General features: G+C 72.7%; 20 protein-coding genes. 8 read left to right on the top strand and 12 right to left on the bottom strand.

Annotation, left to right across the window (positions count from 1 at the left end):
- Positions 1-4: 4 nt before the first annotated feature.
- Positions 5-1,135: a hypothetical protein gene (locus WME85_RS11125; RefSeq protein ID WP_437837562.1), complete on the bottom strand. Its 1,131-nt coding sequence runs from the start codon at positions 1,133-1,135 to the stop codon at positions 5-7.
- A gap of 303 nt (positions 1,136-1,438) precedes the next feature.
- On the opposite strand from WME85_RS11125, the gene WME85_RS11120 reads away from it, so the two are divergent.
- Positions 1,439-2,821, top strand: a complete 1,383-nt coding sequence (locus tag WME85_RS11120; RefSeq protein WP_437837561.1) for a sigma-54-dependent transcriptional regulator — start codon at positions 1,439-1,441, stop codon at positions 2,819-2,821.
- Between the two features lie 986 nt (positions 2,822-3,807).
- Here WME85_RS11120 and WME85_RS11115 read toward each other — a convergent pair.
- Entirely contained in the window at positions 3,808-6,621 is a 2,814-nt protein-coding gene (locus tag WME85_RS11115; protein WP_437837560.1) for a tetratricopeptide repeat protein, read from the bottom strand.
- 187 nt (positions 6,622-6,808) lie between these two features.
- Here WME85_RS11115 and WME85_RS11110 point away from each other — a divergent pair, with 187 nt between their 5' ends.
- Positions 6,809-7,624: an SDR family oxidoreductase gene (locus tag WME85_RS11110; protein WP_437837559.1), complete on the top strand. Its 816-nt coding sequence runs from the start codon at positions 6,809-6,811 to the stop codon at positions 7,622-7,624.
- A gap of 69 nt (positions 7,625-7,693) precedes the next feature.
- On the opposite strand, the gene hemH is transcribed toward WME85_RS11110, so the two are convergent.
- The gene (gene hemH, locus WME85_RS11105; protein ID WP_437837558.1) at positions 7,694-8,596 is read right to left on the bottom strand and encodes a ferrochelatase; all 903 of its coding nucleotides are present in this window, start codon (positions 8,594-8,596) and stop codon (positions 7,694-7,696) included.
- Between the two features lie 68 nt (positions 8,597-8,664).
- Positions 8,665-9,057, bottom strand: coding sequence for a hypothetical protein (locus WME85_RS11100; RefSeq protein WP_437837557.1), 393 nt, complete (start codon positions 9,055-9,057; stop codon positions 8,665-8,667).
- Positions 9,058-9,281: 224 nt separating this feature from the next.
- Between WME85_RS11100 and WME85_RS11095 the strand changes: the two genes are divergently transcribed.
- Positions 9,282-10,454 carry a hypothetical protein gene (locus WME85_RS11095; RefSeq protein ID WP_437837556.1) on the top strand — a complete coding sequence of 391 codons (1,173 nt, stop codon included), beginning with the start codon at positions 9,282-9,284 and terminating at the stop codon, positions 10,452-10,454.
- A gap of 22 nt (positions 10,455-10,476) precedes the next feature.
- Here WME85_RS11095 and recO read toward each other — a convergent pair whose 3' ends face one another.
- From recO to tsaB, 5 genes are all read right to left on the bottom strand, one after another.
- Complete coding sequence (gene recO, locus WME85_RS11090) at positions 10,477-11,199, bottom strand: DNA repair protein RecO (RefSeq protein WP_437837555.1); 723 nt, start codon at positions 11,197-11,199, stop codon at positions 10,477-10,479.
- 58 nt (positions 11,200-11,257) lie between these two features.
- Positions 11,258-11,695: a helix-turn-helix domain-containing protein gene (locus WME85_RS11085; RefSeq protein ID WP_437625106.1), complete on the bottom strand. Its 438-nt coding sequence runs from the start codon at positions 11,693-11,695 to the stop codon at positions 11,258-11,260.
- A gap of 107 nt (positions 11,696-11,802) precedes the next feature.
- Positions 11,803-12,642, bottom strand: a complete 840-nt coding sequence (locus WME85_RS11080; RefSeq protein WP_437309091.1) for a tetratricopeptide repeat protein — start codon at positions 12,640-12,642, stop codon at positions 11,803-11,805.
- 234 nt (positions 12,643-12,876) lie between these two features.
- The gene (locus WME85_RS11075; protein WP_437837554.1) at positions 12,877-13,725 is read right to left on the bottom strand and encodes a Crp/Fnr family transcriptional regulator; all 849 of its coding nucleotides are present in this window, start codon (positions 13,723-13,725) and stop codon (positions 12,877-12,879) included.
- The gene (tsaB, locus tag WME85_RS11070) at positions 13,722-14,522 is read right to left on the bottom strand and encodes a tRNA (adenosine(37)-N6)-threonylcarbamoyltransferase complex dimerization subunit type 1 TsaB (protein ID WP_437837553.1); all 801 of its coding nucleotides are present in this window, start codon (positions 14,520-14,522) and stop codon (positions 13,722-13,724) included. The genes WME85_RS11075 and tsaB overlap by 4 nt, the downstream gene beginning before the upstream one ends.
- Positions 14,523-15,023: 501 nt before the next feature.
- Here tsaB and WME85_RS11065 point away from each other — a divergent pair.
- The 5 genes from WME85_RS11065 (at position 15,024) to WME85_RS11045 (ending at position 19,595) form a co-directional block, all read left to right on the top strand.
- Positions 15,024-15,632, top strand: coding sequence for a hypothetical protein (locus WME85_RS11065; RefSeq protein ID WP_437837552.1), 609 nt, complete (start codon positions 15,024-15,026; stop codon positions 15,630-15,632).
- 70 nt (positions 15,633-15,702) lie between these two features.
- Positions 15,703-17,184, top strand: a complete 1,482-nt coding sequence (locus WME85_RS11060) for a trypsin-like peptidase domain-containing protein (RefSeq protein WP_437837551.1) — start codon at positions 15,703-15,705, stop codon at positions 17,182-17,184.
- 101 nt (positions 17,185-17,285) lie between these two features.
- Entirely contained in the window at positions 17,286-17,522 is a 237-nt protein-coding gene (locus tag WME85_RS11055; protein ID WP_437309086.1) for a DNA gyrase inhibitor YacG, read from the top strand.
- Positions 17,519-18,388 carry a hypothetical protein gene (locus WME85_RS11050; protein ID WP_437837550.1) on the top strand — a complete coding sequence of 290 codons (870 nt, stop codon included), beginning with the start codon at positions 17,519-17,521 and terminating at the stop codon, positions 18,386-18,388. The genes WME85_RS11055 and WME85_RS11050 overlap by 4 nt, the downstream gene beginning before the upstream one ends.
- A gap of 40 nt (positions 18,389-18,428) precedes the next feature.
- Complete coding sequence (locus WME85_RS11045; protein WP_437837549.1) at positions 18,429-19,595, top strand: PrsW family intramembrane metalloprotease; 1,167 nt, start codon at positions 18,429-18,431, stop codon at positions 19,593-19,595.
- A 72-nt stretch (positions 19,596-19,667) separates the two neighbouring features.
- Here WME85_RS11045 and dnaJ read toward each other — a convergent pair whose 3' ends face one another.
- From dnaJ to ftsA, 3 genes are all read right to left on the bottom strand, one after another.
- Positions 19,668-20,753 (bottom strand): molecular chaperone DnaJ, encoded by a 1,086-nt coding sequence (gene dnaJ / locus WME85_RS11040; RefSeq protein WP_437837548.1) that lies wholly within the window; start codon positions 20,751-20,753, stop codon positions 19,668-19,670.
- A gap of 160 nt (positions 20,754-20,913) precedes the next feature.
- Positions 20,914-22,182: a cell division protein FtsZ gene (gene ftsZ / locus WME85_RS11035; protein ID WP_436626493.1), complete on the bottom strand. Its 1,269-nt coding sequence runs from the start codon at positions 22,180-22,182 to the stop codon at positions 20,914-20,916.
- Positions 22,183-22,427: 245 nt separating this feature from the next.
- The gene (ftsA, locus tag WME85_RS11030; protein ID WP_437837547.1) at positions 22,428-23,750 is read right to left on the bottom strand and encodes a cell division protein FtsA; all 1,323 of its coding nucleotides are present in this window, start codon (positions 23,748-23,750) and stop codon (positions 22,428-22,430) included.
- Between the last annotated feature and the right edge of the window lie 59 nt (positions 23,751-23,809).

Here is a 23,809-nt window from a genome sequence, read left to right as displayed (position 1 = left end):
GTCGTCAGGGATCCTCGGGGATCGACGGGCCGCCAGAGGTGCCCTCGTCGGCCGGGGCAGGCGAGCCCCACGCGTCGCGATCCCTGTCGGTGCCGGAGGACTCGCGCGGCGCGCGACCGCCGTCGATGCCAGCGGCGCTGGCGAGCTCGGCCGCGACCGCGGCGGAGAGCGAGCCGCCGCCGAGCGGAGACACCCGCGCGACGGTCGACGCGGGCGACGGCTCCGAGGACACGCGGTCGCGGCGGCGACCTCGCCCGATCACCGGCGCACGCTCGCCGTCGCCCGCTGGATCGGGCGCGGCGGCGCCCTCGCGGTGCAGGGTCGGGCGGAGCTGCATGCGCCCGAGCGACAGGCTCGCCGCGCTGGCAGGCGGCACGCTCGACGAAGGCTCCGCGCCGAGCGGCATGCCTTTCCCGAAATCGAGGTACCGGGTGAGGGCCAGCGCGTAGATGAGCTTGCGCACGATCGGCTCCGGCGCGACCCCGGACCTGATGAGCCCCGCGAGCGTGGGCGCGGAGCTCTGGAGCATGTCGATCACGGCGAGCTCCCCCTCGCCGAGGCCGAAGCGACCCGGCTCGAGGGCAGCGTGCACGCGGAGCGGCACCCCCTCGATCCGCTCGAGGGTCCGCTCGAGCCGCGTCGAGCGCTCGCCGTGCTCGCGCAGCCCCGCCCAGAGGAGCGCGAGGGGATCGACCCTCGCGGGATCGCCGCCCCAGTCGGCCAGCACGTCCAGGCCGTCGAAGTAGCGGTACCTGGTTGCGGGGGGCAGCTCGAAGAGGTGCACCATCCGCCGCACGAACTGGACATGGGCGAGCCAGTTGAGCGTCGCGGCGTCGAGGCACCCCGAGAGCAGGAGCACGTCGCCGAGGAGTCCCCTCGTCGCGAGCGCGTCCGCCAGGATCTCGGCGGTGATCACCCGCTCCTCGAGCAGGATCTCACCGAACCGCGCGTAGCCGTCGCTCGGGCGGACCTTGACCGGGAGCCCGCGGACGATCCGCACCGTGTGCTCGGCGCCCGTGGGCTCCAGCAGGATGAGCGCGCCGGTCAGCCGGTGCTCGACGGCATAGACAAAGAGATGAGCGAACGGCGTGCGCTCCAGATCTCCTTCCGCCGTCGCGGAACCGTCGGCAGACATTCTACGCCAAGCTACCATAGCGCCCGCGCGCTGGAGCCCCTTTCTCGGCGGATCTCCACGCTTCTTCACGCACGGGTTCACGCACGGGCGCGCCGAGGTGGCGCTGGCGTCGCGCTGTCACGGGGCGGCGGGCGCCGCGAGAGGCCGGGTCGGCTCGTTGCCATCGTTTGTTGCCCCGGCCGACGCCTGCTCGACGCATTCGCATTGGCCACCGGGTGCGCGCCGCGCCTCGACGTCGGGTGAGGAGGCGCGGACGGCGGTCAGCGGCCTCCGCCGCGGCGGTTCCGCGCTACGGTGGCAGACATGCCGCGCGGACATGTGCTGGTGCTCGATGACGAGCGGGCGATCTTGACGACCCTGCAGAAGGCCCTGTCGCTCGAGGGCTACACGGTCGACGTGGCTGGCGGCGTCGGGGTGGCCGAGGAGAAGCTCGCGAAGCGGAGCTACGACATCGCGCTCTTCGACGTCTCGCTGCCCGACGGCGACGGCGTCGAGCTGCTGCAGCGGATACGCACCGCGGGGTCGGAGCTGCCGGTCGTGATGATGAGCGGCCATGCGACCATCGACGCCGCCGTCCGCGCGACGCGGCTCGGCGCGATCGACTTCCTGGAGAAGCCGCTCTCGACCGACCGGCTGCTGCTCGTGCTCGACAACACCCTGCGCCTCGTCCGGGCCGAGGCCGAGGCGAAGGCGCTCCGGACGCAGGCCGGCCAGGTAGGCGAGCTCATCGGGGAGAGCCGGGCGATGCTCGATCTACGCGAGCAGATCGCGCGCGCGGCGAAGGCGACCGCGACGGTGTTCGTGACGGGCGAGCGCGGCACCGGCAAGGAGCTCGTCGCGCGCGCGATCCACGGCGCGTCGAAGCGGGCGCGCGGGCCGCTGGAGAAGATGAACTGCGCCGCGGTCCCGAGCGAGCTCATCGAGAGCGAGATGTTCGGCCACGAGGCGGGCGCGTTCACGGGCGCGACGAAGCAGCGACGGGGGAAGTTCGAGCGCGCGAGCGGCGGCACGTTGTTCCTCGACGAGGTCGGGGACATGCCGCTCGCGATGCAGGCGAAGCTGCTCCGGGTGCTGCAGGAGCGGGAGATCGAGCGCGTGGGCGGGCACGAGACGATCAAGGTCGACGTGCGCGTCGTGGCGGCGACGAACCGCGACATCGAGGCGGCGTGCCGCGAGGGGCAGTTCCGGCCGGACCTCTACGACCGGCTGAACGTGCTGCCGCTGTCGCTGCCGCCGCTGCGCGCGCGGCGCGAGGACGTACCGCTGCTCGCGCGGCACTTCCTCGCGCTCGCGACGCAGGCGAACGACCGGCCCGGGATGGCGTTCACGAGCGGCGGGATGGGGATGCTCGTCGCGTACAGCTTCCCGGGCAACGTGCGGGAGCTGCGCAACATCATCGAGCGGCTGGTGATCTTGACGCCGGACGAGACGATCGACGAGGGCGACGTGAAGGTGTGCCTCGGGGGGCAGCAGGCCGCGATGAAGGGAGGGCTCTTCCGGCCGGGCGTGCCGTTCCGGGTGCTCGCCGAGGAGGCGGAGCGGACCATCCTGGAGGAGGCGCTCGGCCACCACGGCGGTCAGATGGCCGCGACGGCGCGCGGGCTCGGGCTCGAGCGGAGCCACCTCTACAAGAAGTGCAAGGCGCTCGGGCTGCGCGGGGACAAGGCGGAGGCCGAGGACGAGTAGCCGAGGGCCGCGCCGAGGGGAGGGTCTGCGCGGCGGCCGCGGGTGGGCGCTCACCATCCGCCAAGGCGGGAGCGTGGAGCTTGCGCATGAGACACCACCCGGCATGTCTCCCTTCGGGCCTTGCCACCTGGGACGTTTCGTCGCGCGCCACACAAGGCGCGCCTGGGACGCGGTGCCCGCTGGGACCTCATGGCACCTCGGTCGGTGCTGGATCGCGCCCACCCGCGGCCGCCGCGCAGACCCTCCCCTCGGCGCTACGCGTATTGTGAGGGGGCGGGGATCAGTGAAGACCGTCCCCGGTTCCTCGAGGGCTCCCAGCTGCCTCCCCCGGACCGTTTCCGGTTCCTCGAGGGCTCCCCAGCTGCCTTCCCCAGACCGTTTCCGGTTCCTCGAGGGCTCCCCGGCTGCCTTCCCCAGACCGTTTCCGGTTCCTCGAGGGCTCCCCGGCTGCCTTCCCCAGACCGTTTCCGGTTCCTCGAGGGCTCCCCGGCTGCCTCCCCCAGACCGTTTCCGGTTCCTCGAGGGCTCCCCGGCTGCCTTCCCCAGACCGTTTCCGGTTCCTCGAGGGCTCCCCGGCTGCCTTCCCCAGACCGTTTCTGGTTCCTCGAGGGCTCCCAGCTGCCTTCCCCGGACCGTTTCCGGTTCCTCGAGGGCTCCCAGCTACCTCCTCCAGACCGGACACCGGGGTTGTTCCGGCGACGCCGCGAGCGCCGGAGGGGGTCTCTGCGCGGCGGGGCGCGGGTGGGTGCGATCCAGCACCGACCGAGGTGCCATGAGGTCCCAGCGGGCACCGCGTCCCAGGCGCGCCTTGTGTGGCGCGCGACGAAACGTCCCAGGTGGCAAGGCCCGAAGGGAGACATGCCGGGTGGTGTTCCATGCGCAAGCTCCGCGCTCCCGCCTTGGCGGATGGCGAGCGCCCCCCGCGCCCCGCCGCGCAGAGACCCCCTCCGGCGCGTGCAGCCCGGATCACCCCCGGTGGCCTCACCTCAATCCGGCATCGCCCGCGGCGCAGGCGGCGACGCGCCCTTCATCGCCTTCTGGTACTCCAGCGCCTGCTTCGCGTAGTCGTCCCGCTTCATCTTCGCGTACGCCTTGGCGAGCTCCCCGTAGATCTCCGCCGCGTCCCCGGGCCTCGGCCCGGATAGCAGCGCGCTGTTCAGCTCGTAGATCGCCGACACGTGCCGCCCGGTGCGCGCCAGCGCCCGCGCGTAGAGCCGGTGGATCTCCGGGTTCGCCACGTCGACGAAGATCGCGCTCTCGCCGACCTTGCGCGCCTCCTCCCACGCGCCGCGCTCCACGAGCAGCCGGAGCAGCCGCCGCCAGACCCGGCGATCGTGCTGGTCGAGCAACGCGAGCCGGCGCAGCGCCGAGAGCTCGCCCGCCACATCCTTCTGCCGGCGCGCGAGGTCGTAGAGCCCCTGGAGCGGCTCGGCCTGCGAGGGGTCCAGGCGGGACGCCGCCTCGAGGTTCGCCTTCATCCTCGCCGCGTCCCTCTTCAGCTCGGCCAGATCGGCGAGCTTCATCCGCACGACATAGCCGTCGTGGCCGTCAGCCACCATCTTGCTCAGCAGCCTCGCCGCCTCGTCGGGCTTCTTCTCGGCGAACGCCGCCCGCACCTTGAGGTAGGTCGCGTCGGGCTGCTTCGGATCGACCCGGAGCGCCTCGGCGAGCACCGCCTCGCCCTCCTGCCGCTGCCCATCCTCGAACAGCGCGAGCGCGAGCTCGACCAGCCGCTTCGCGTCCTTCGGGGCCCGCGCCGCCGCCTTGCGCGCGTCGTCGAGCGGCGGCGCGTGCAGATCGGGGACGTACTGCTTCTCGTAACGGTCGAGGCGCGGCTTCAGCCACGCGCGGAAGCGCCGATCCAGCTCGTCGGCGCTGATGCCGAGCGACTCCTTCACGACCTCCGGCGTCCGCTTGCCCGCAGCCCACCGGGGCAGCATCGAGACCACCTTCGGGAAGCCGAACTCGTCCACCATGAAGACGACGATCTGGCTCGCCGCGAAGTAGGCCATCGTGACGTCCTCGATGTCGTCGACGTGCGTGAAGGCCCGGTTGAACCCCTCGACCGCCGGGATCCTCCCGCCCTTCAGCGCGGCGAACAGCGCCGGATCCTCCTCACGGTGCCACTCCGGCCGCCGCACGATCGTCTCGTACTCGCTGAGCCCCTCGGTGAACCAGCGCGGGACGTGGTTCTTCGAGAGCTGGATCGCGAAGACGTGCCCGAGCTCGTGCCACAGCACGTTCCCCCAGTTGAACTCCGCCGCCGCCGGGCTCAACGCCGCGAGCGTCTGGCCGAAGCAGACGCCCTGGATCCCCACGTTGGGCAGGCCGCTCGTCCTGACGCTGAAGTTCTCCGTCGACGCGTACAGCTCGATCGAGACCGGGACCTTCGGCGTGAAGCCGTACCGCTTCACCATCGAGCCCCACGCCTCCTCGAGCATGCGCGGCACGTACCGCTCGAGGATCGGCTTCTCCTGCTTGTGGTAACGGACGCGGAACGTCTGCCCCTCCACGGTCACGTACTGGGTGGAGATGTCCTTCTCGTAGAGGTTCAGCGTGTTGAAGACCCGCACGTTGAAGCGGTCCTTGTCCCACGCCTTCTGGAGCGCGAGGACGCCGTTCTTCTCGTCGCCGGCGCGGATCAGGTTCAGCCCGAGCGTGGCGTACGCCTTGGCGTCGTTCGGATCGACCTGCGTCGCCGCCTCCATCATCTTGATGATGTCGTCGTAGCGGTGCTCCCACTCCGCGAACTCGCCGACGATCTGGAAGAACCTCGAGAACTCCGGGTTGAGCCCGAGCACCTTCGCCCTGAGCGCGTCGAAGCCGACCGCGTCGTCGGCGAGGAAGCGGGCCGCCGCCTTGATCGAGAGCAGCTCGAGGTCGTTCGGGTTGACCTTGAGCCCACGGTCCGCCGCGGCGTCCGCGGCGTCGATGTCCATGTCGCGGAGCGCGAGCCCGGCGCGCACGAAGTACGCCTCGGCGAGGTTCGGGTTCACGGCGAGCGCCTGCGCGATCTCGCTGTCGGCGCCGCCGAAGTCCATCGTGCTGTCCAGCGTGACGCGCGCCATCGCGACGCGGACCAGCGGGTCCTTCGGGGCGATCTTGAGCGCCTCCTTCACCACCTGCCCGGCGTGGCCGGGGTCGTACTTGTCGAGGAACAGCTCGGCTCGCCAGAGCAACGTCTCCACCCGCCGCTTGCCGCCGACCTTCTCGGCCGCGTTGAACGCGTCGTTCGCGTCGCGCGCGCTCCGGAGCAGGTGCGCCGCGCGGCCCACGAGGGACAGCCCCTCCGGGTCGCTCGCGGTGATCTTGTCGTCGTTGTAGTCGTCGATGATCGTCATCAGCGGCGCGCGCGCCTCGCCCCGCTTGCCCGACTGGATCAGGAGCTCGCCGAGCACGAGCCGCGCGCGCCGGGCCTCGTCCTCCCGCTCGACCTCGCGCGCCGCCGCGATCGCCTCGGCCATCTTCCCGCGGCGCGCGAGCGCCTCGGCCCGGAGCGGCGCGGCGGCGATCCGCGCCTCCTTGCCGAGCGCGGCGACCGCCTTCGCCGTCTTCGCCGCCTCGTCGTAGCGGCCCGTCAGCAGCTCGATCCGGGCCTTCGCGAGCTGCGCCGCGGCGCGCTCCGCCCCGCCCTGGATGGAGAGGAGCACCTTCTCTGCGCCCGCATAGTCGCCCTGCGCGAGCAGCGCCTCCGCGCGCGCGAGCGAGGACGGCGGCTCGGCGGATGCAGGAGCCTGGACCGCGAAGGCGGCGGCCACGAGGAGAGCGGCGAGAGAGCGGCGGATCGAGTGGCTTCGCATGACACCCCGTGCGCGAGCGTACGCAACCATACGTGACCGAGCGTGCCCACGTGACCTACGTGGGCACAGCGGCGCCCGGTCGAGCCGGGCAAGGCAATCCTAGCCGAGCGAGGAAGGGCCGAGCATGAGCGAGCGCCCGGGGGCGCGCCAGGGCTCGCTCGCGCGCGATCGTGGTATGCGGGAGGCCATGGCAAGCCGGCTCGCAGGGCAGGTCGTTCTCATCACGGGCGCGTCGTCGGGCATCGGCGAGGCGCTCGCCCGGGAGGTCGCCCGGCGCGGCGGCCGCCTCGTCCTCGCGGCACGGCGGACCGAGCGGCTCGAGGCGCTCGCGGCGGAGCTCCGCGCTTCCGGCGGCGAGGCGCTCGCCACCCCGTGCGACGTCACGCGCGACGGCGACGTGGAGCGGGCCGTCGAGGAGGCGCGCGAGGGGTTCGGTCGCCTCGATGTCGCCATCGCGAACGCGGGGTTCGGCGTGGCGGGCCGCGTCGAGGAGCTCTCGCTCGACGACTTCCGACGGCAGTTCGAGACCAACGTCTTCGGCGCGCTGCGCACCGTGAAGGCCGCGCTGCCGGAGCTGAAGCGATCGCGCGGGGGCGTCGCGCTCATCGGCAGCGCGAGCGGCTACCTCGCGTTCCCCACCATGGGCGCCTACTCCATGAGCAAGTTCGCGGTGCGCGCCCTCGCCGAGACGCTGCGCGGCGAGCTCCACGCCGACGGCGTCGCGGTGACGCACGTCGCCCCTGGGTTCGTGGCGAGCGAGATCCGCCGGATCGACAACGCGGGCAAGCTGCGCGAGGGCGCCAGGGAGCCGGTGCCTCCCTGGCTCATCATGCCGACGCCCAAGGCGGCGCGGCAGATCATGGACGCCATCGTCGCGCGCCGCGCCGAGGCGATCATCACCGGCCACGCGAAGCTCGGGGTGTCGCTCTCGAGGCACGCGCCCGGGCTCGTCCACGCGGCCGTCTCGAGGCTCGCGCGCAGGCCCAGCGGCGCGGGTCGCTGAGCCGGCCGCCCGCGGCGCGGCCGTCGCCCGCCCACCTGGAGCGGTGCTCGGCCGCGTCGGGTACATGCGTCACAGAGCGGCCGTGCCGAGCTCGCGACGGACGGGCGCCTCCAGGGCGTCGATGAAGCGCGGCCGCGTGTTGACCGCCGGCGCGCGCTCCAGCCGCGCGAGGCCCGCGTCCCGCGCGAGGACGTGCGCCTCCACGTCGAGGTCGTAGAGCGTCTCGACGTGGTCCGCGACGAAGCCGATCGGCGCGACCAGCGCCTCGCGCGCGCCGCCCGCGGCGAGGCGCTCGAACGTCGAACGGAGATCCGGACCGAGCCACGCGTCGCCCGTCATCCCCTGGCTCTGGAACGCGACGAGCACCGGGTTCCCCCGCGGCGCGACGCGGCGCTCCACCTCGGCGGCCATCGCACGGAACTGGCGCTCGTACGGGTCGCCCGCGTCGATGATCCGCTGCGGGAGGCTGTGGGCCGAGAGGATCACCGTCACCTTCGCCCGGCCCTCCTCGGGGAAGCGCGCGAGCGCCTCGTCGATCACCTCGACGAACGCGTCGATCAGCGCCGGCTCCAGCCCCCACGCCGGCACGCACCGGACCTCCATGCCGTCTTGCCTCCCGGCCGCCTCGCGCACCACGGCGTGGTAGACGTCGACGGACTGCGGCGCGAGCGGCAGCGAGATGACGCGCCGCACGCCGCGCTGGTGGAGGCCGCCGAGCACCTCCGCCGGGTACGGGTGCCAGAGCCGCCCCGAGATCGCGACAGGGAGACCGAGCCGCTCGGCGAGCGCATCCGCCTGTGCTTGCGTGATCCGCAGGAGCGGCGAGCCGCCGATCGTCTGGAAGCGGCGCCGCACCTCCTCGATCAGCTCCGGCGGGGCGGGCCGACCGCGGCGGATGTTCGAGAGGAAGGCGGGCAGGTCATCGAGCCGCTCGACGGTACCGTGGCAGCTGAGGAGGACGGCGGTGGTCACGGCGCCACTCTACAACGCCTCGGCGCAAAGCAGCGCCGCCCTCGCCTGCGCACAGGGGCGACGCCGGCTCACTCCGCGTCCCAGACCACCGCGATGCGGTCATGGACGATGAGGCCGTTTTTCTTGCGGGCGAGGTGCTGGGCGACGACCCGATCGCCCGCGGCGTAGACCCGCACCTCCATGAACGCCAGCCCGTCGTCGGTCTCGACGCCGTCCAGGATCTCCGTCGAATCGAGCTGGCGCGACCACCCCGAGACCGGATCGCGGAAGAGCTCGTTCTTGAGCCGCTCCATGATCGCGTGCCTTCCGCTGGTGACGCTGGGATGGGCCGGAGGATTGCGGCTGCTCATCTCCTCGATCACCGCGTCCTCGGCGTAGATCCGGGAGAGCGCCTCGATGTCCCTGCCCTTCAGGGCGCGGTCGATCTCCGCGAGCAGTCCATCGCCCCCCCGATGCGCCAAAGGTCGCGTCCGCGCCGAGCCTTCCATACATGGCTGCATGGGACGCAGCGGTGCGCGCGTCGAGCCCGGGGCCAACGTCACCCACGGCGACAGCACAAAGAAGCCGAGCTCTGCAGGGCGCTCTCCGCTGTACCGCCGCGATCGCGGCGGACGGCGTCCCGCCGCGATCGCGCGGCGGGTGGCGAGTTGCAGCGCCCGGACGGACGTGATGAATATGGTGGGTTATGACGCAGCGCCGCACGGTCGTGCTCGCCGATCTCCATCTCGTGCGCCAGACGCCGCGCGACGTGACCACCGACCTGGCGCGTTTCGTGACGGCTCACCCGGGCGCGCGCATCGTGGTGGCGGGCGATCTGTTCGACCTCTCCTCCGAGTCACCCTGGATGCCGAGGCCGATCGCGCTGCGCGAGGCGCTCTCCGCTCACCCGACCGCGCGGGCGGCGCTCGCCGAGCACGTCGACCGAGGCGGAGAGCTCTGGCTCGCGGGGGGCAACCACGACGCCGAGGTCGGAGCGCCCGATTTCCCGCTGGCGCTGGCGGAGGCGCTGGGGGTGGGCGGTGACGCCCGGGCCCGGATCCGGACGACGCCCTGGTTCTTTCGCGAGGGGGCGATCCACATCGAGCACGGGCACCTGTACGACCCCGACAACGCCCCCGCTCACCCGCTCGTGGTGGGCGAGCGCAGCCTCGGCGTTCACTTCGTCGAGGAGTTCATCGCGCCGACCGGGGCGCACCGCTACCTGCAGGCGAACGACCAGACGCCGCTTCACCTGTTCCTTTCCGCGTTCACCTGGTACGGCCCCCGCGCGCCCTACGTGATCTATCGCTACTTCCACGCGGCGATCGGCGCGATGCTGAGGAGCGGGCCGCTCTACCGCGCGCGAGGCGAAGCGACCGTGGGCGCCGCGACCGTCGAGCGCTTCGCGCACGAGCTCGGCGTGCCCCGCGCGATGGCGGACGAGCTGCTCGGGCTGGCGGCCACGCCGACGCTCGAGAGCGCGGCGAGCACGTTCACGCGGCTGTACTTCGATCGCGTGATCGCGACCCTGTCGATGGGCGCGGGGCTCGCGGCGCTCGGGCTCGGGGCGCGCGAGACGGGCGCCGCGGCGATCGGGCTCGGCGCGCTGCTGATGGGCGTGAGCTGGGCGAGCGGGCACAACCGCTACGCCGGCACGGTCGCGGAGCGGCTGGCCGAGAGCGCTGGCCACGTGGCGAAGACGACCGGCGCGAAGCTCGTCGTCTTCGGCCACACGCACCGCGAGGCGCTCGGCGACGGCTACGCGAACACGGGCAGCTTCTCCTTCCCGCGCAACGCGCCGGGCAGGCCGTACGTCGAGATCGAGGGGTCTGCGGAGGCGCCGCGCGCGGTGAGCCGCTTCTGGAAAGCCGTGGCGTGAGGCGACGCGGAGCCCGCCCGCGCTAGCTCCCGCTCGCGTGCGCGGTGAGGGCGCCCTCCACGAGATCGAGCGCGGTCGGGACGTCCTCTTCCGGGATCTCCGGCGCATCGCCGAGCATCGCGGCGAGCAGGCGCGCCCTCGGCTCCGGCCGCAGGAAGAGGGGCCCGCCGCCGCACGCCCGGCACACGAGGCCGCCGCGCGCCGGGTCGACATAGGCCGACTGCGTCGCGTCACAGGCGCGCCCGCACCGGACGCACTGCATGAGCTCGAGGCCCCAGCCGAAGGCGACCAGCAGGCGCAGGCCAGCCTCCGCGAGCAACGCCTGCGGGGACACCGAGGAGGCCTCGTCGAGGCGGTCGAGGAGCCCGTTCAGCTCCTGCCACGCCGCCTGCTCGGCTGTATGCGCCGGGGCGATCTCGCGCACCCAGCGCAGCGCGCGTCCGGCGACCTCGAGACGCCCGAGATCCCCCGCGAGCCGCAGGCGCGGGCGTTCGATCGCGGCCTCGGTGAGCTGGGCGAGCTCGGCGCCCGGGCGGATCTCCAGGGTCACGCGCAGCAGGTGCATCGGTTCGAGCGCCGGGAAGCGCTTGGACGAGCGGCGCCCGCCGCGCGCCGTGGCAGAGATGATCCCGCCCTGCTCGGTGAAGAGCCCGACCAAGAGGTCGGCCTCACCGAACGGGACACGACGGACCAGGAGCGCCGCGGTGCGGAGTCGCTCCGTCCGCGGGCGAACGGATCGAGGCATGGGCAGAGAAACGGGTTACAGCGCGCGCCGCGGCGAGCGCGCGGTGAAAACTTGGCCCTCAGGTCGAGAGGGAGGTACGAGCCCTCGCAAGGGTGCCCTCCGACAGCTCCGGCGGCATGTCGTGGCCGCGGGGCCGGAGCACGATGCTGAGCGCCAGCGTGAACAGGATGAGCAGCAACACGAACGCGATCGCGACCCCGAAGCGCCTGCTCTGCTGCGTGCGCCGCGCGGGCGCCGCGATGGGCAGCGGCGTCACCAGCGCGATCCGGCGGCTCGCCGTGTACCGGGCCAGCACCTCCTCCATCGGGAGCGAGACGGCGCGGGCATACGCCTTCAAGAACCCGCGGACGAACACCTCGCCCGGAAGGTCATCGAAGTGATCTGCCTCGATCCGCTCGATGGAGATCACGGGGATGCGCGTGGCGCGGGCGACCTCCTCCACGCTCATGGCTCGGGCCTCACGCGTGCGTCTCAGGTAGCGTCCGATCGACTCCATCCCATTCCACCCATCGTCATTCGGTCGTCACTCTACTCACCCCGAGAACCGTTGCTCAAGCCCTAGCGTGCCCCGGAGTCCCTCTCGGACAGAGAGGCGCTGCGGGCTTACTGCAACGTCTGTAACTGTGCGGCGCAGCGCTGCCCTACCGGCGTCGTCGCGGCGATCTCGCGGCACCGCTCGAGGTCGGCACGCGCCTCATCCACAAGCCCCCTCTTCTCGGCGACCCGGGCGCGAGCATCGAACGCGTCCTGTAGCCGCCTGCACTCCGGCTGGTCGGTCTCGACCGCCCTGGTGAACGCCTCGCGCGCCAGATCGAGCTCACCCCGCTTCTCGTAGGCGAGGCCGAGCCGGTACTGCCCCACGCAGAAGAGCGGCTGCGCGGCGACGGCGCGGCGGAGCGCGTCGATCGCCTCGTCGTTGCTGCCCTTGAGCAGGTACGCCCAGCCGAGGTTGCCCCACGACTTCTCCGGCGAGGCGTAGAGGATGTCCTCGGTGAGCGGCTTGAGCACCGCGATCGCCTCGTCGTAGCGGCCCTGATGCACGAGGATGACCCCGAGCGTGTTCTTCGCGTCCCGCATCTCGGGGTTCGCGTCGAGCGCCCGCCGCGCCATCTTCTCGGCGCTGTCAAAGCGGCAGTCGCTCGAGCGCACGTCGCCCGCGCAGAAGCCGAGCAGGATGACCGCGCCGAGATAGGCCGCCTCCGCGTTGTCGTCGTCGAGCGACAGCGCGCTCTCGATGTGCGCCAGCGCCTCGCGCAGGCGGCCGTGCTGGAACGCGTCGCGCGCGAGATCGTACTCCGCGAGCGACCGCGTCTCGTCCGCCTGCGCCGCAGGCTGCGCGCCGCCGCACGCAGCGAGCGAGAGCGGCGCGAACGGCAGAAGCGACCAGAGCGACAGGACAACAGCCGCGCCGCGGATGCACCCCGCGCGGGTCGCTGCTGTCATGTGTCGCTGCGATGTCATGTGCGATCTTGAGTCCGCTGCTGAGCAATGCCGCAGCGCGGCAACACGTCAGGGCGGGATGTCACCTGCCCTGCGGGGACCCCTGAGTAAACCAGGCCGCTGGTCACGTCAACCCGCGAATCTGCCGAGAAGACGCGGCGCGTCCTCGCGATCGCCATTCGGCTTCCCGCAGGAGTCAGGTCGGCGTAGGATGAGAGAGCAGGCGATTCCTGCCCATCACTGTTCGCCGCGGATCTCGTCCTTGAGGCCGAGCAGGCTGAACAGCCTCCGCAGCGCGTCGATGTCGGGGATCTCGAGGCGCTCGTCGGCGACGCGCAGGTACTGGCCCTCGCGGAGCTGCTGCACGGCGCGCTTCACCGTGTCGACGTCGAGGCCGACGCGCGTGGACAGCTCCATCGGCGAGATCGCGAACGAGGCGCCGTTCGAGGAGGAGCCGCTCGCGGCGCGCGACTGCTGCGCGAGCTTGAGGAGCGCGTTCACCACCTTCGACTGCGTGTCGGTGAGCATCATGATCTCGATCTGGTCCTCCGCGTCGCGGAGCCGACCCACGAGCTGCTTGATGATGCGAAGGGCGACCGCCGGGTTGCGCTCGACGAGGTTCTGCAGCGTGCCCTGATCGAGCGCGAGCGCGACGCCGCGCGACAGCGCGATCGCCGTCGACCAGCGCGCCGCGCCGCCGAGGAGCGCGGACTCGCCGAACAGATCGCCCGGCTTCAGGACCATCAGGCTGCGCTCGGCGCCGCGGACCTTCTTGATGAGGCGGATCCGCCCCTCCTCGAGGAGGTACGCCTCCGTCCCGGGCTCGCCCTCGCGGAAGATGACGTCCCCCGCCTCGAAGGGGCGGCCGAACCTGGCGCGGAGCCGCTCGGGATCGGGCCCCGACTCGACCGGCCCGGCGCCGGCAGCGGGCTCGTCGGGCTCGTCGGGCGCTCCGGCGATCGTGGCGGGAGAGCGCGCAGGCTCCGCTGCCGCGGAGGGCAGCGGCGCGCGCTCGGCGTCGTTGGCGCTCGGGGCCTCGCGCTCGGCGTCCGGTGCGACGCCGTCCCCTTCAGACGAGCTGGTCATCGGGGCGGAGTGTATCCCAGCTCGGCTGGCTTCGCGTCCGGCGCGCGCACGTAGAGCGGCTCGAGGAGCGCCGGATCGTGCTCGGCCGCCCCTCGCCCGCGCTCGCCGCCCGCGAGGGCCGCCCGGAGCCGGCCGATGGCGACGCGGCCGATCCAGACAGCGTCGGGAAAATCCAGCGCCTCGCCGCGCGCGGCGAGCGGCCGGAGCGCCTCGATCTCGTCGGCGACCGCGCCGACGACGACGACCCGGCGCCCGGCGGCGAGCGCGGCGATGGCCTCGAGCGCCGCGTCGCGCGGCACGTGCCGCGGCGGCGCCTCGGGCGGGGCCGCGGGCCTGTCGAAGGCGGCGAGGAAGACCTCCCCCTTCTTGGCGTCGATCAGCGGGACCAGCAGATCGCCAGGGCTCGCCGCGCCGCCGGCGAAGGCGGCGGCGGCCATCGCCTCGAGCGAGGTGACGCCGGCGGCCAGGACGTCGAGCGCGAGCGCGACGCCCTTCGCCGCCGCGACCGCCACCCGGACCCCGGTGAACGAGCCGGGCCCCACGTCGCAGCCGAGCGCCCCCACCGCGGCGGCGGGCATGCCTGCCGCAGCGAGGACCTCGTCGATGGCCCCGAAGATGCGCTCCGCGTGCCCGTGCAGATCGGCGTAGGTCGTCGACGCGAGCAAGCGCGCGCCTGCGTCCGGCGCCGCCGCGGCAGGGCCGCCGCTGCTCGACAGGGCGTGGCCGTCCAGATCCGCGGCGTCGAAGAGCGCTGCGCTGCCGCGCGGCGTCGAGGTGGAGAGGGCGAGGAGCTTCACGGGGCGCTCGGGAACGTTGCAGCCGCGGTGCTGTCTGGCAGAACCACGGGCGACGGGCAACGAGCTTCAGCGAAAGGCCAGAGGCCGAGGCCCCTTCGACCGGGTCCCAGGGCGGAGAGCGATGCGATGCGCGATGCGATGCGCGGTCAACGAGCGATGTTGCCGGCGCTCCTCGTCTCGGGGCTCGTCCACCTGGGCGCGTGGGGATCCGCGGGGCTGTCGCGGCGAGAGGCCTCTGCCCCTCCCGCCACGCCCGCGGAGGAGCGCGAGCCCATCGATCTCTGGACCGGAACCACGGCGGCGCTGCCAGGCAGCGGTGGCTCCTCGCGGCCGGCTGATGACCGCGCCGGATCGGAGAGCACCGCGGCCGCGCCCGCTCCACCGGCGCACGCTCCCGCAGGTGCCGCCGGGCCGCGAGCGCCCGAGGTGCGCGGCTCAGAAACCGGCCGCGACCCAGCGCCGCCAGCGACCGCCGCGCCGCGCAGGGAGGCGGCGCCTCGGGTGCCTCGGACCAGCGCGGCGCCTCGGCCGGCAACGCGCGCGGAGCCCGAGGCCAGCGAGCAGCCCGGCGACAGGGCGCGCACCGCCGCCGCGCGGACGAGCGCTGGCGCGGGCGAGGGCGGCGAGGGCGACTTCGGCGCGGCCGGCCCGAGCGCGGTGCGCAGCCTCGGGCGCGCCTTCACGAGGGCCATTCCGCCTGCGTGCCAGGCGGATCCGAGCTGGGCGACGCTCCCGCTGGGGAGCGCCGGCAAGGCGCGCTTCGTCATCGACATCGACGACGCCGGGCACATCGCGTCGTGGCGTCCGGAGGGGGAAGAGCCGATCGCGCGACACCTCGGCAACCTGGCGAAGCGGACGATCGCGCTGCTCGGGAGCGGGACGTTCGCCGTGGCGCGCGGGGCCGTGACGGCGGGGAAGCAGACGCTGGAGGTCAGCGCCGTCATCCGCGCTGGCGCGGACGACGGGGAGACGGGCGCCCCGGCCGATCTGGCGTGGCGCTTCGAGGGCGGCCGCGGCAAGGCGTCGTTCGCCCAGCCCGGCGGCCGCCTCGTGGAGATCGTCGTCCAGGTGGTGCGCACGGAGGTCGCGCGAGGCGCGCCGCCCGGCTGAACGCCAGGCGCGCCGCCTCGTCCAGGCCAGGCCGCCGCGTCGACCTCGCGGAGGAGGCTCCTCCAGGCGCGTGTCCCGCGCTCCTTGCGGTCCCGCCTCGAAGCTCTACGTCCGGCGCGTGGGACGGCTCCACGCTGCCGCATGGGCGTGCGTCGCGCTCCTCGGGGCCGCACCGCTCGCAGCCTGCGACGACCGGGCGGCCGCGCTCTCACCGCCCGCGACGCCGCGCCGCGAGGCGGGCGCGCCGTGCTCGATCCAGCGCGCGGAGCTGCCGCCGGCGCCCCGATCTGCTCCGGCCGCGGGCGGCGCGATGCCCCTGCCTGCGCTGATCGAGCTGGTGCAGCCCGTGGTGGTGACCGTCGCCACGCTGCGCGCGTCCTCGCTGCCGGACGGGCGTGCGACCCCGAGGTACCCCTTCGGCGGCGGCGCGCCGCGGGTGGAGCGGGCGATCGGATCAGGGCTCGTCATCGCCGCCGAGGGGCTCGTGCTGACGAGCGACCACGTGGTCGGCGACGCGTTCGGCATCGAGGTGCAGCTCTCGGACGAGCGCGCCTTCGATGCGACCGTGGTCGGGCGGGATCCGACGCTCGACGTGGCGCTGCTGAAGCTGATCGGGGCGGAGCCGCTGAGGGTCGCGTCCCTCGGCTCGAGCGCCGCGGTCCGGCCCGGCGATGACGTGATCGTCGTCGGCAACCCGTTCGGCCTCGGACCGACGGTGACCCGGGGCATCATCAGCGCGACCTTGAGGCCCATGGGCGCGGGGAGCCTCGACGGCTTCCTCCAGACCGACGCCGCCATCAACCCGGGAAACAGCGGCGGGCCGCTCTTCAACGCGGCGGGACAGGTGATCGGCATCGCGACGGCGATCCACGCCGACGGCCGCGGCATCAGCTTCGCCCTGCCGATCGACGAGGTCCTGGAGGTCCTCCCCGAGCTGCGGGCGACGGGCCGCGTGGACCGCGGGCGCATCGGGATCAGCTTCCAGGAGGTGACCACGCAGCTCGCGCGGGTGCTCCGGCTGCCAGGCCGGATGGGCGCGCTCGTCACGGAGGTCGAGCCGGAGAGCCCCGGCTCGCGGCTGGGCTTCAAGCCCGGCGACGTGATCACGTCGCTGGAGGGGCGCCGGGTCGAGCACGCCCGCGAGCTCGCGCGCGCGCTCCGGCGATCCAAGCCCGGGGACGAGGTGACGCTCACGTACAAGCGCGGCGGCGCGGACCGGCGCGCCACGGTGCGGCTCGAGCGGCCGGCCGGGCGCGAGCCCTCGCCGAGACCGCGCCTGCCAGACGATCGCGGAGGCAGGGAGGCCGAGCAGCCGTCGCTCGGCGTGCTGGCGAGCGACGCGCTGGAAGGGGCGCGCATCGAGTCGATCGCGCCGCAGAGCCCGGCGGCGGGCCGCCTCGAGGCGGGCGACGTGGTGCTCGACCTGAACGGCGTGCCGGTGCGCAACGGCGCCGACCTGGCCGAGCGCCTGCGCGCCGCGGGGCGCCAGGACCTGCTGTTCCGGGTCCGGCGCAACGGATCGGCCCGATACGTCGCCGTCCCGGCGCGCTGAGCGAGCGTCGTCCTCTCGCGGCGGCTCGCGGGCGGCTCGCGGCGGCTCGCACGCCGAGCGCGGGCTACATGCCCGCGAAGGACGCTGCTACGTTACGCCGCATGGGAGCTTTGGCAGGCGCGAGGTGCCCGATTTGCCGCAAGGCGGCGGGGCCCAGGCCCGAGAACCCGGCCTTTCCGTTCTGCTCGCCGCAGTGCAAGCTGGTGGACCTCGGCCGCTGGCTCGAGGGCAGCTACCGGGTGCCTGGCCCACCGGTCTCCTCGACAGACGCCGAGTCCCTGGAGTCGATGGGACGAGTGGACGGGCTCGACGGGAACACCCAGGAAGAGGACGAATGATCGCTCGCCGCGCGCTTTGCCTGCTCACGGTCCTCACGTCAGCCGCCGCGGCGTCCACCGCCGCGGCGCAGCCGGCCCCGGGGACCACGCCCTACGGCGCCAGCGACCCCTCGACCTCCGGCGCCGCGCCCGCGCAGACGAACCCGTACGATCCATCGATGCAGGCCGGAGGACTGGCGCCGCCCCCTCCGATGACGACGCCCGAGCCGGAGCCCGTGTCCCCCGACGACACGGAGCAGCGCCTCGAAGAAGCCAAGAAAGAGGACTCCGGCCGAGGTCTCGAGCTCGTCTGGCTGAACGTCGAGGGAGGCTACGAGAACGTCGGCCTCCAGACGTTCAACATCGACGAGGAAGAGCTCACGGCCGGGTTCATCTCGAGCTCGGCCAACGGCGGCGTCGTCGGCGCCGGGGTCGGCGTCCGCCTGCTGTTCCTCACGCTGGGCGCGCGCGGACGGGTGGGCTTCTTCCACGACTGGCAGCTCTTCAGCGCCGGCGGCGAGGTAGGGATGCACCTGCCGCTCGGCAAGCTCGATCCACACATCGATCTGGGCTTCGGCTACGCCGGCCTCGGGAGCTTCAAGAGCGCGGTGAGCGGCGCGGCCGACGCGATCGCCATCCGCGGCTTCTACGGGAGGATCTCCGGCGGGCTCGATCTCTACCTGTCGCCGGTCTTCTCGATCGGCGCGAGCGCGAGCTGGGAGCTCCTCGGGCTCACCAGGCCGGGGCTCACCTCGGCACAGATAGATCGGATCAAGGGCGAAGCCGCCACCACGCCCCAGCAGGCCAAGGCCGACCTGCTCGCGGCCGAGGGCTCCAGCGTCGGCTCGGCGCTCGCCCTGACCGCCGTCGCCGGGCTCCACTTCTAGGGGCCCCGAGGCGAGCTCCGCCGCCCCTGCCCTCGCGCCCATGAACGCCGCCGCCGCGCTCATCTGGATCGCCACGATCGCCGCGCCGCTCGGGGGCCTCGCCGCGCTCCTCCTCGGGTCGCAGCGCCTCTACGGGAGGCGCCGGTTCGTGGTGGGGACCGCGCTGCTCGGCGCGCTCGTGTTCGTGCCAGCGCTGCTGCTCGAGAGCTTCCTCCAGCGCTGGCAAGGGCTCGACAAGGCCGCCAGCACGCTCGACACCGTCACGCTCATCTACCTCTTCGTGGTCGTGGCGCCGCTGGAGCAGGGGCTCAAGGTGGCGGCGGTCGCGCCGATCGCGCGGCTGCGCGCCGTGGACGAGCCGTTCGATGGCCTGGTCTACGCCGCCGCCGCGGCCCTCGGGTTCGTGTCGGCCCACAACGCCGTGTACCTGTGGGGCCGATCGCTGTCGTCGATCGACGTCGTGCGGGCCTTGCTCGCCGTGCCGGCGCACCTCTTCTTCGCCTCGCTCTGGGGGTACGCGCTGGGCCGCGAGCGCAAGCGGCCGCTCGGGGGCCGTCGCTTCAACGCGGCGTGGCTCGTCGCGATGCTGCTCAACGGCGCCTACGACTACATCGTCTTCGCGTGCCGCCCGGCCGCGCTCTTCATCGCGGCGCCGATGCTCCTCGGCATCGGCTTCCTGACGTTCCTCGCCGCGCGCGACCTGCTCCGACGGAGCGCGTCGCCGCACAGCTCGCAGCGCAGGGAGCGCCGCTTCCTCCCCCACATCGCCCCGCCGTCGCTCGGCACGATGCGCGAGGCGCTGCGGCGCACGGAGCGACCGCTGATGTTCACCTGGATCGCCTTCGGCGCGCTCGTCACGGTCGGGGTCATGACGACCACGCTCGCGCTGGCGGTCGCGCTCGGCCACCGCTTCGGGGTCGACTTCGCGGCGGTGGATCGGGGCGACGCCTCGACCGCCGCGGCGGCGCCGCTCCTGCTGCTCGTCGCGGCGGCCATCGCGGCGTTTCCGTTCGCCGGCTACCTCGTCGCCCGCGCCTCATCGACGGGCAGCGTGCTGGAGCCGGCGGCCTCCGCGGCGCTCGCCATCCTCGGCTCCCTGGTCCTGCTCGGCCTGGCAGCGCCCGTCGCGGTCGTGTTCGCGACCGCGCTCGCCCCGATCGCCTTCAGCCTCGCGTGCGCGGGCGCCTGGATCGGCACAACGCGCTGAGCGCGACACGCTCTGGCAACGCGCTCAGCGCGACGCGCTCTGGCGTCGCGCTGCAGCGCTCGTCCACCAGCCCTACGCCGTCGCCGCCTTCGCCGCCGGCTGGTGCTTCGCCACCTCGTCCTGGAACCTGCGGAGCAGCTCTTGCGCCGCGGGCGTCAGGTTACGCGGCACCTCGACCTGGATGATCACCTGCAGCGCGCCGCGGCCGCGGCCATCGATCCGGGGCGCGCCCTTGCCCTTGACCGAGATCACCTCGCCGGGCTGCACGCCCGCCGGGATCTCGACGTCCACCGCCGTGTCGTCCGGCAGGTCGATCTTCACCGTGCTGCCGAGCGCCGCATCGACGAAGGAGACCGGCGCCCTCGTGATGAGGTCGAGGCCGTCGCGCTCGAAGCGCTCGTCCGCGGCGAGATCGACATCGACGTACAGATCGCCGGGCGGCGCGCCCTGAGCGCCCGGCATCCCCTGCCCCGGCACCCGCAGCCGCTGGCCTCCGTCGATGCCGGCCGGGAAGTTCACCACGACCTTCCGCGTCTTCTCGACCGCGCCGAACCCCTTGCAGGTGGCGCACGGCGTCTTGATGACCGACCCCTCGCCCGAGCATTCCGGGCAGGTCTGGGTGAACATCACGAAGCCGCGCGAGGTCGAGACCTGACCGGCGCCGCCGCACGTGCCGCACGGCTTGCGCTTGGTCCCCGGCTTGGCGCCCGAGCCGGAGCACTCGTCGCACGCGACCGGCGTGCGCAGGACCACCTCCCGCTTGCAGCCGAGCAGGGCGTCGCGCAGCGAGAGCCGCTGCTGAACCCGGATGTCCTGGCCGCGCGCCGGGCCCCGCCGCCGGCGCTGCCCGCCGCCGAAGCCGCCGAAGAACTCCGAGAAGATGTCCTGGAAGTGGGAGAAGATGTCGCTATCGGCCCCGGCGCCCATCCCCTCGAGGCCGGCGTGCCCGAACTGATCGTACCGGCGGCGCTTCTCCTCGTCGGAGAGGACCTGGTACGCCTCGGTGGCCTCCTTGAAGCGGGCCTCCGCCGACGCGTCGCCGGGGTTTCGGTCCGGGTGGTACTTCAACGCAGCCTGACGGTAGGTCTTGCGAATGTCGTCAGGCGTCGCGTCCCGCGCGAGGCCAAGAACTTCGTAGAAGTCGCGCTTTTCACTCATGAATCGTGGACCGCCGCGTCGATCCTGCCCGACAGGGGGCATAGGCGCCGGCTGACCATAAGTCCTCGCCCGCGCCTGTCAACGCGCAATACAGCGTGAACGCCCGAACGCCCATCAAGCGCTGTGCGTCGCGAGGTCTTCCGTGCAGGCTGAGACGCTGCTACTGGCCCCGGCGCTGGAACGCGGGCGTGTCCCAGTCGGAGTCGAGCGGAGGGACGAAGCTCGCGCGGTCGCGCGGGCCGTTGCCGCCGCCCGCAGACTGCGCCTGCGGCGCGGGCCGGCGGGTGGTCGGGTACGCGACCTCTTCATGACGGTGCGGCTGGCGCTGCGTCATGGGAGGAGCGCTCGGGGCGGAGCGGGCCGACATCGGCCCGGCCGCGGCGGCGAGCGACGCGCCGATGGAGTGCGCTGTCGCGCGGGGCTGCGCGGCGCTCGCGAGGTGCTGGGGGACCTCGGCGACGAGGTGGTCGAAGCCGGTCGCGATGACCGTGACCTTGATCATCTCGCCCATGTTCTCGTCGATGGTCGCGCCGAAGATGATGTTCGCGTCCTCGTGCGCCTGCTCCTGCACGAGCGTCGCGGCCTCCTCGATCTCGCGCATCCGCATGTCGGGGCCGCCCACGATGTTGATGAGCACGCCCGTCGCGCCCTCGACCGAGATGTCGTCGAGCAGCGGCGAGCTGACGGCCATCTCGGCGGCGAGGCGCGCGCGGCCCTGCCCCTTCGCGCAGCCGGTGCCCATGAGCGCGCGGCCCATGTTGGACATGACCGTCTTCACGTCCGCGAAGTCGACGTTCACGATGCCGTTCTGCGTGATGAGATCGCTGATGCCCTTGATCGCCTGGTAGAGGACCTCGTCCGCCTTGCGGAACGCCTCGACGAACGAGAGGTCCTCGTCGCCCAGCGAGAGGAGCTTCTGGTTCGGGATCGTGATGAGCGTGTCGACGTGCTCCGCGAGCATCGCGAGCCCGAGCTCGGCGCGGCGCGAGCGCTGCTTGCCCTCGAAGAAGAACGGCTTCGTCACGACGCCGACGGTGAGGCAGCCCTCCTCGCGCGCGAGCTGCGCGATGACCGGCGCGGCGCCCGTGCCGGTGCCGCCGCCCATCCCCGCGGTGACGAACACCATGTCCGCGCCCTGGATGCACTCCTTCACCCGGGTCACGTCCTCGAGCGCCGCCTTGCGCCCCTTCTCGGGATCGGCGCCGGCGCCGAGACCGCGCGTGACGCTCGCGCCGATGTGGAGCTTCGTCGGAGCAAGGCTCGCGCCGAGCGCCTGGGCGTCCGTGTTGACGACGATAAACTCCACGCCCTCGAGGCCGAAGTTGATCATCGTGTTGACTGCATTGCCGCCAGAACCGCCACAACCGATGACCTTGATCCGGGCGTCGTACCCGGTGTGCTCGTCGGCAAACTCGATGGAGAAACTCATGAACTCCTCCCGGGGATATTCAGCTAGTCGCTCGGCCCGGCGTCGACCCCCGCGAAGGTCGAGCGGCGCGGAACCCTAAGTGCGCGAGGATGTCCTCGCTCCGGACGGTGCTCAGAGGGGCGCCTCTTCCCCTTTGAACGCCATTTTTCAAACCCTCTTGACTTCAACTTCAAGGGGGATCGCCGGTGCGTTCTTCGACCCTCTCAAACCCAATTCTCTAACAACTTTCTCTTGCTACGTCATGCTCAGAATGCTGCTCGAAGCCAGTTCCAGAACCTCCCGCTCGACCGCTTTTCAATCTGCATTTCTTCTACGACTTCTCGGCGCGACTCGCGCTCGCGGACCTTCTCGCGGCGGCTCTCCCCGCGCGCGGCGTGGCCGACGTCGAGCGCGACCGGCGCGAGCGCGCGCGCCTGCGCGAGGGCGTTGGCGCCGTACTGAACGAGGCCCACGCCGGTCGCGTACTGCGGGCCAGCGACGAGCTGCGTGATGCCGCGCACGCCGACGGGCACGCCGAGTCGCACCGGCATCCCCAGGATCTCCTCGGCGAACTCGGTCATGCCCTCCATCAGGACGCCGCCGCCGGTGAGCACCGCGCCCGCCGAGAGCTGCTCGAGCATCCCGGTGTCCTCGATCCGCTTGCGGATGACCGCGAAGATCTCCTCGACGCGCGGCTCGATGATGTCCGACAGGACGCGGCGCGCCGCCTTGCGCGGCATGTGCCCGCCGACGCCGGGGACCTCGATCTCCTCCTCGTCTCCGACCATGCGGCCGAGGGCGCAGCCGGCGTTGCGCTTCAGGCGCTCGGCCTCGCCCATCGGCGTGCGCAGCCCGGCGGCGATGTCGGCGGTCACGTTGTTGCCGCCCGCCGGGATCACGCTGGCGTGCGCGATGCCACCGTCCACGTAGAGGAGCAGGTCGGTCGTGCCGCCGCCGATGTCGATGATGGCGACGCCGATCTCCTTCTCGTCCTCGGAGAGCACCGCCTCGGCGCTGGCGAGCGGCTCGAGCACCACGTCGGCCACGGTGAGGCCGCAGCGCTCCGCGCAGCGGACGACGTTCTGCACGCACGAGGTCGCGGCGGTGATCAGGTTCACCTTCACCCCGAGCCGGACGCCGCTCATGCCGACCGGGTCGCGGATGCCGTCCTGGTTGTCGACCGTGAACTCGCGCGGCAGGACGTGCAGGATCTGCCGATCGGCGTCGACCGGGATCGCCCGCGCGCCCTCGAGGACCCGCTCGACGTCCACCCGCGTGACCTCGCCGCCCGAGACGGCGGCGACGCCGTCGGACTGCTGGCAGCGGATGTGGCTGCCCGCGACGCCGGCATAGACGGTGCGGATCTCGACGCCCGCCATCGTCTGCGCGGCCTCGATCGCCTCCGAGATGGAGCGCACCGTCCAGTCGATGTTGCTCACCACGCCCTTGCGCAGGCCGCGGCACGGGACGTTGCCCACCCCGAGGATGGTGATCCCATCAGCGTCGATCTCGCCCACGACCGCCGAGACCTTGGTCGTCCCGATGTCCAGGCCGACGACGATCTCAGAAGTCTCCATCCGGCTCTTCATTGCGTGCACCACCTCATGAGGGGACGAGCCCCCTGCGCGTGTCAGGCGGGCACGACGCT

It is taken from the genome of Sorangium sp. So ce1153 (assembly GCF_051521595.1).
GTDB lineage: Bacteria > Myxococcota_A > Polyangia > Polyangiales > Polyangiaceae > Sorangium.
The sequence above is the reverse complement of the archived record's forward strand: the minus strand, read 5'-3'. Positions and strand labels throughout refer to the sequence as shown.

Coding starts and splice junctions, on each gene's coding strand:
- WME85_RS11125 (WP_437837562.1), bottom strand. CDS start 1,135: ATGTCTGCCGACGGTTCCGCGACGGCGGAAGGAGATCTGGAGCGCACG.
- WME85_RS11120 (WP_437837561.1), top strand. CDS start 1,439: ATGCCGCGCGGACATGTGCTGGTGCTCGATGACGAGCGGGCGATCTTG.
- WME85_RS11115 (WP_437837560.1), bottom strand. CDS start 6,621: ATGCGAAGCCACTCGATCCGCCGCTCTCTCGCCGCTCTCCTCGTGGCC.
- WME85_RS11110 (WP_437837559.1), top strand. CDS start 6,809: ATGGCAAGCCGGCTCGCAGGGCAGGTCGTTCTCATCACGGGCGCGTCG.
- WME85_RS11095 (WP_437837556.1), top strand. CDS start 9,282: ATGACGCAGCGCCGCACGGTCGTGCTCGCCGATCTCCATCTCGTGCGC.
- recO (WP_437837555.1), bottom strand. CDS start 11,199: ATGCCTCGATCCGTTCGCCCGCGGACGGAGCGACTCCGCACCGCGGCG.
- WME85_RS11085 (WP_437625106.1), bottom strand. CDS start 11,695: ATGGAGTCGATCGGACGCTACCTGAGACGCACGCGTGAGGCCCGAGCC.
- WME85_RS11080 (WP_437309091.1), bottom strand. CDS start 12,642: ATGACAGCAGCGACCCGCGCGGGGTGCATCCGCGGCGCGGCTGTTGTC.
- WME85_RS11075 (WP_437837554.1), bottom strand. CDS start 13,725: ATGACCAGCTCGTCTGAAGGGGACGGCGTCGCACCGGACGCCGAGCGC.
- WME85_RS11055 (WP_437309086.1), top strand. CDS start 17,286: ATGGGAGCTTTGGCAGGCGCGAGGTGCCCGATTTGCCGCAAGGCGGCG.
- WME85_RS11050 (WP_437837550.1), top strand. CDS start 17,519: ATGATCGCTCGCCGCGCGCTTTGCCTGCTCACGGTCCTCACGTCAGCC.
- WME85_RS11045 (WP_437837549.1), top strand. CDS start 18,429: ATGAACGCCGCCGCCGCGCTCATCTGGATCGCCACGATCGCCGCGCCG.
- dnaJ (WP_437837548.1), bottom strand. CDS start 20,753: ATGAGTGAAAAGCGCGACTTCTACGAAGTTCTTGGCCTCGCGCGGGAC.
- ftsZ (WP_436626493.1), bottom strand. CDS start 22,182: ATGAGTTTCTCCATCGAGTTTGCCGACGAGCACACCGGGTACGACGCC.
- ftsA (WP_437837547.1), bottom strand. CDS start 23,750: ATGAAGAGCCGGATGGAGACTTCTGAGATCGTCGTCGGCCTGGACATC.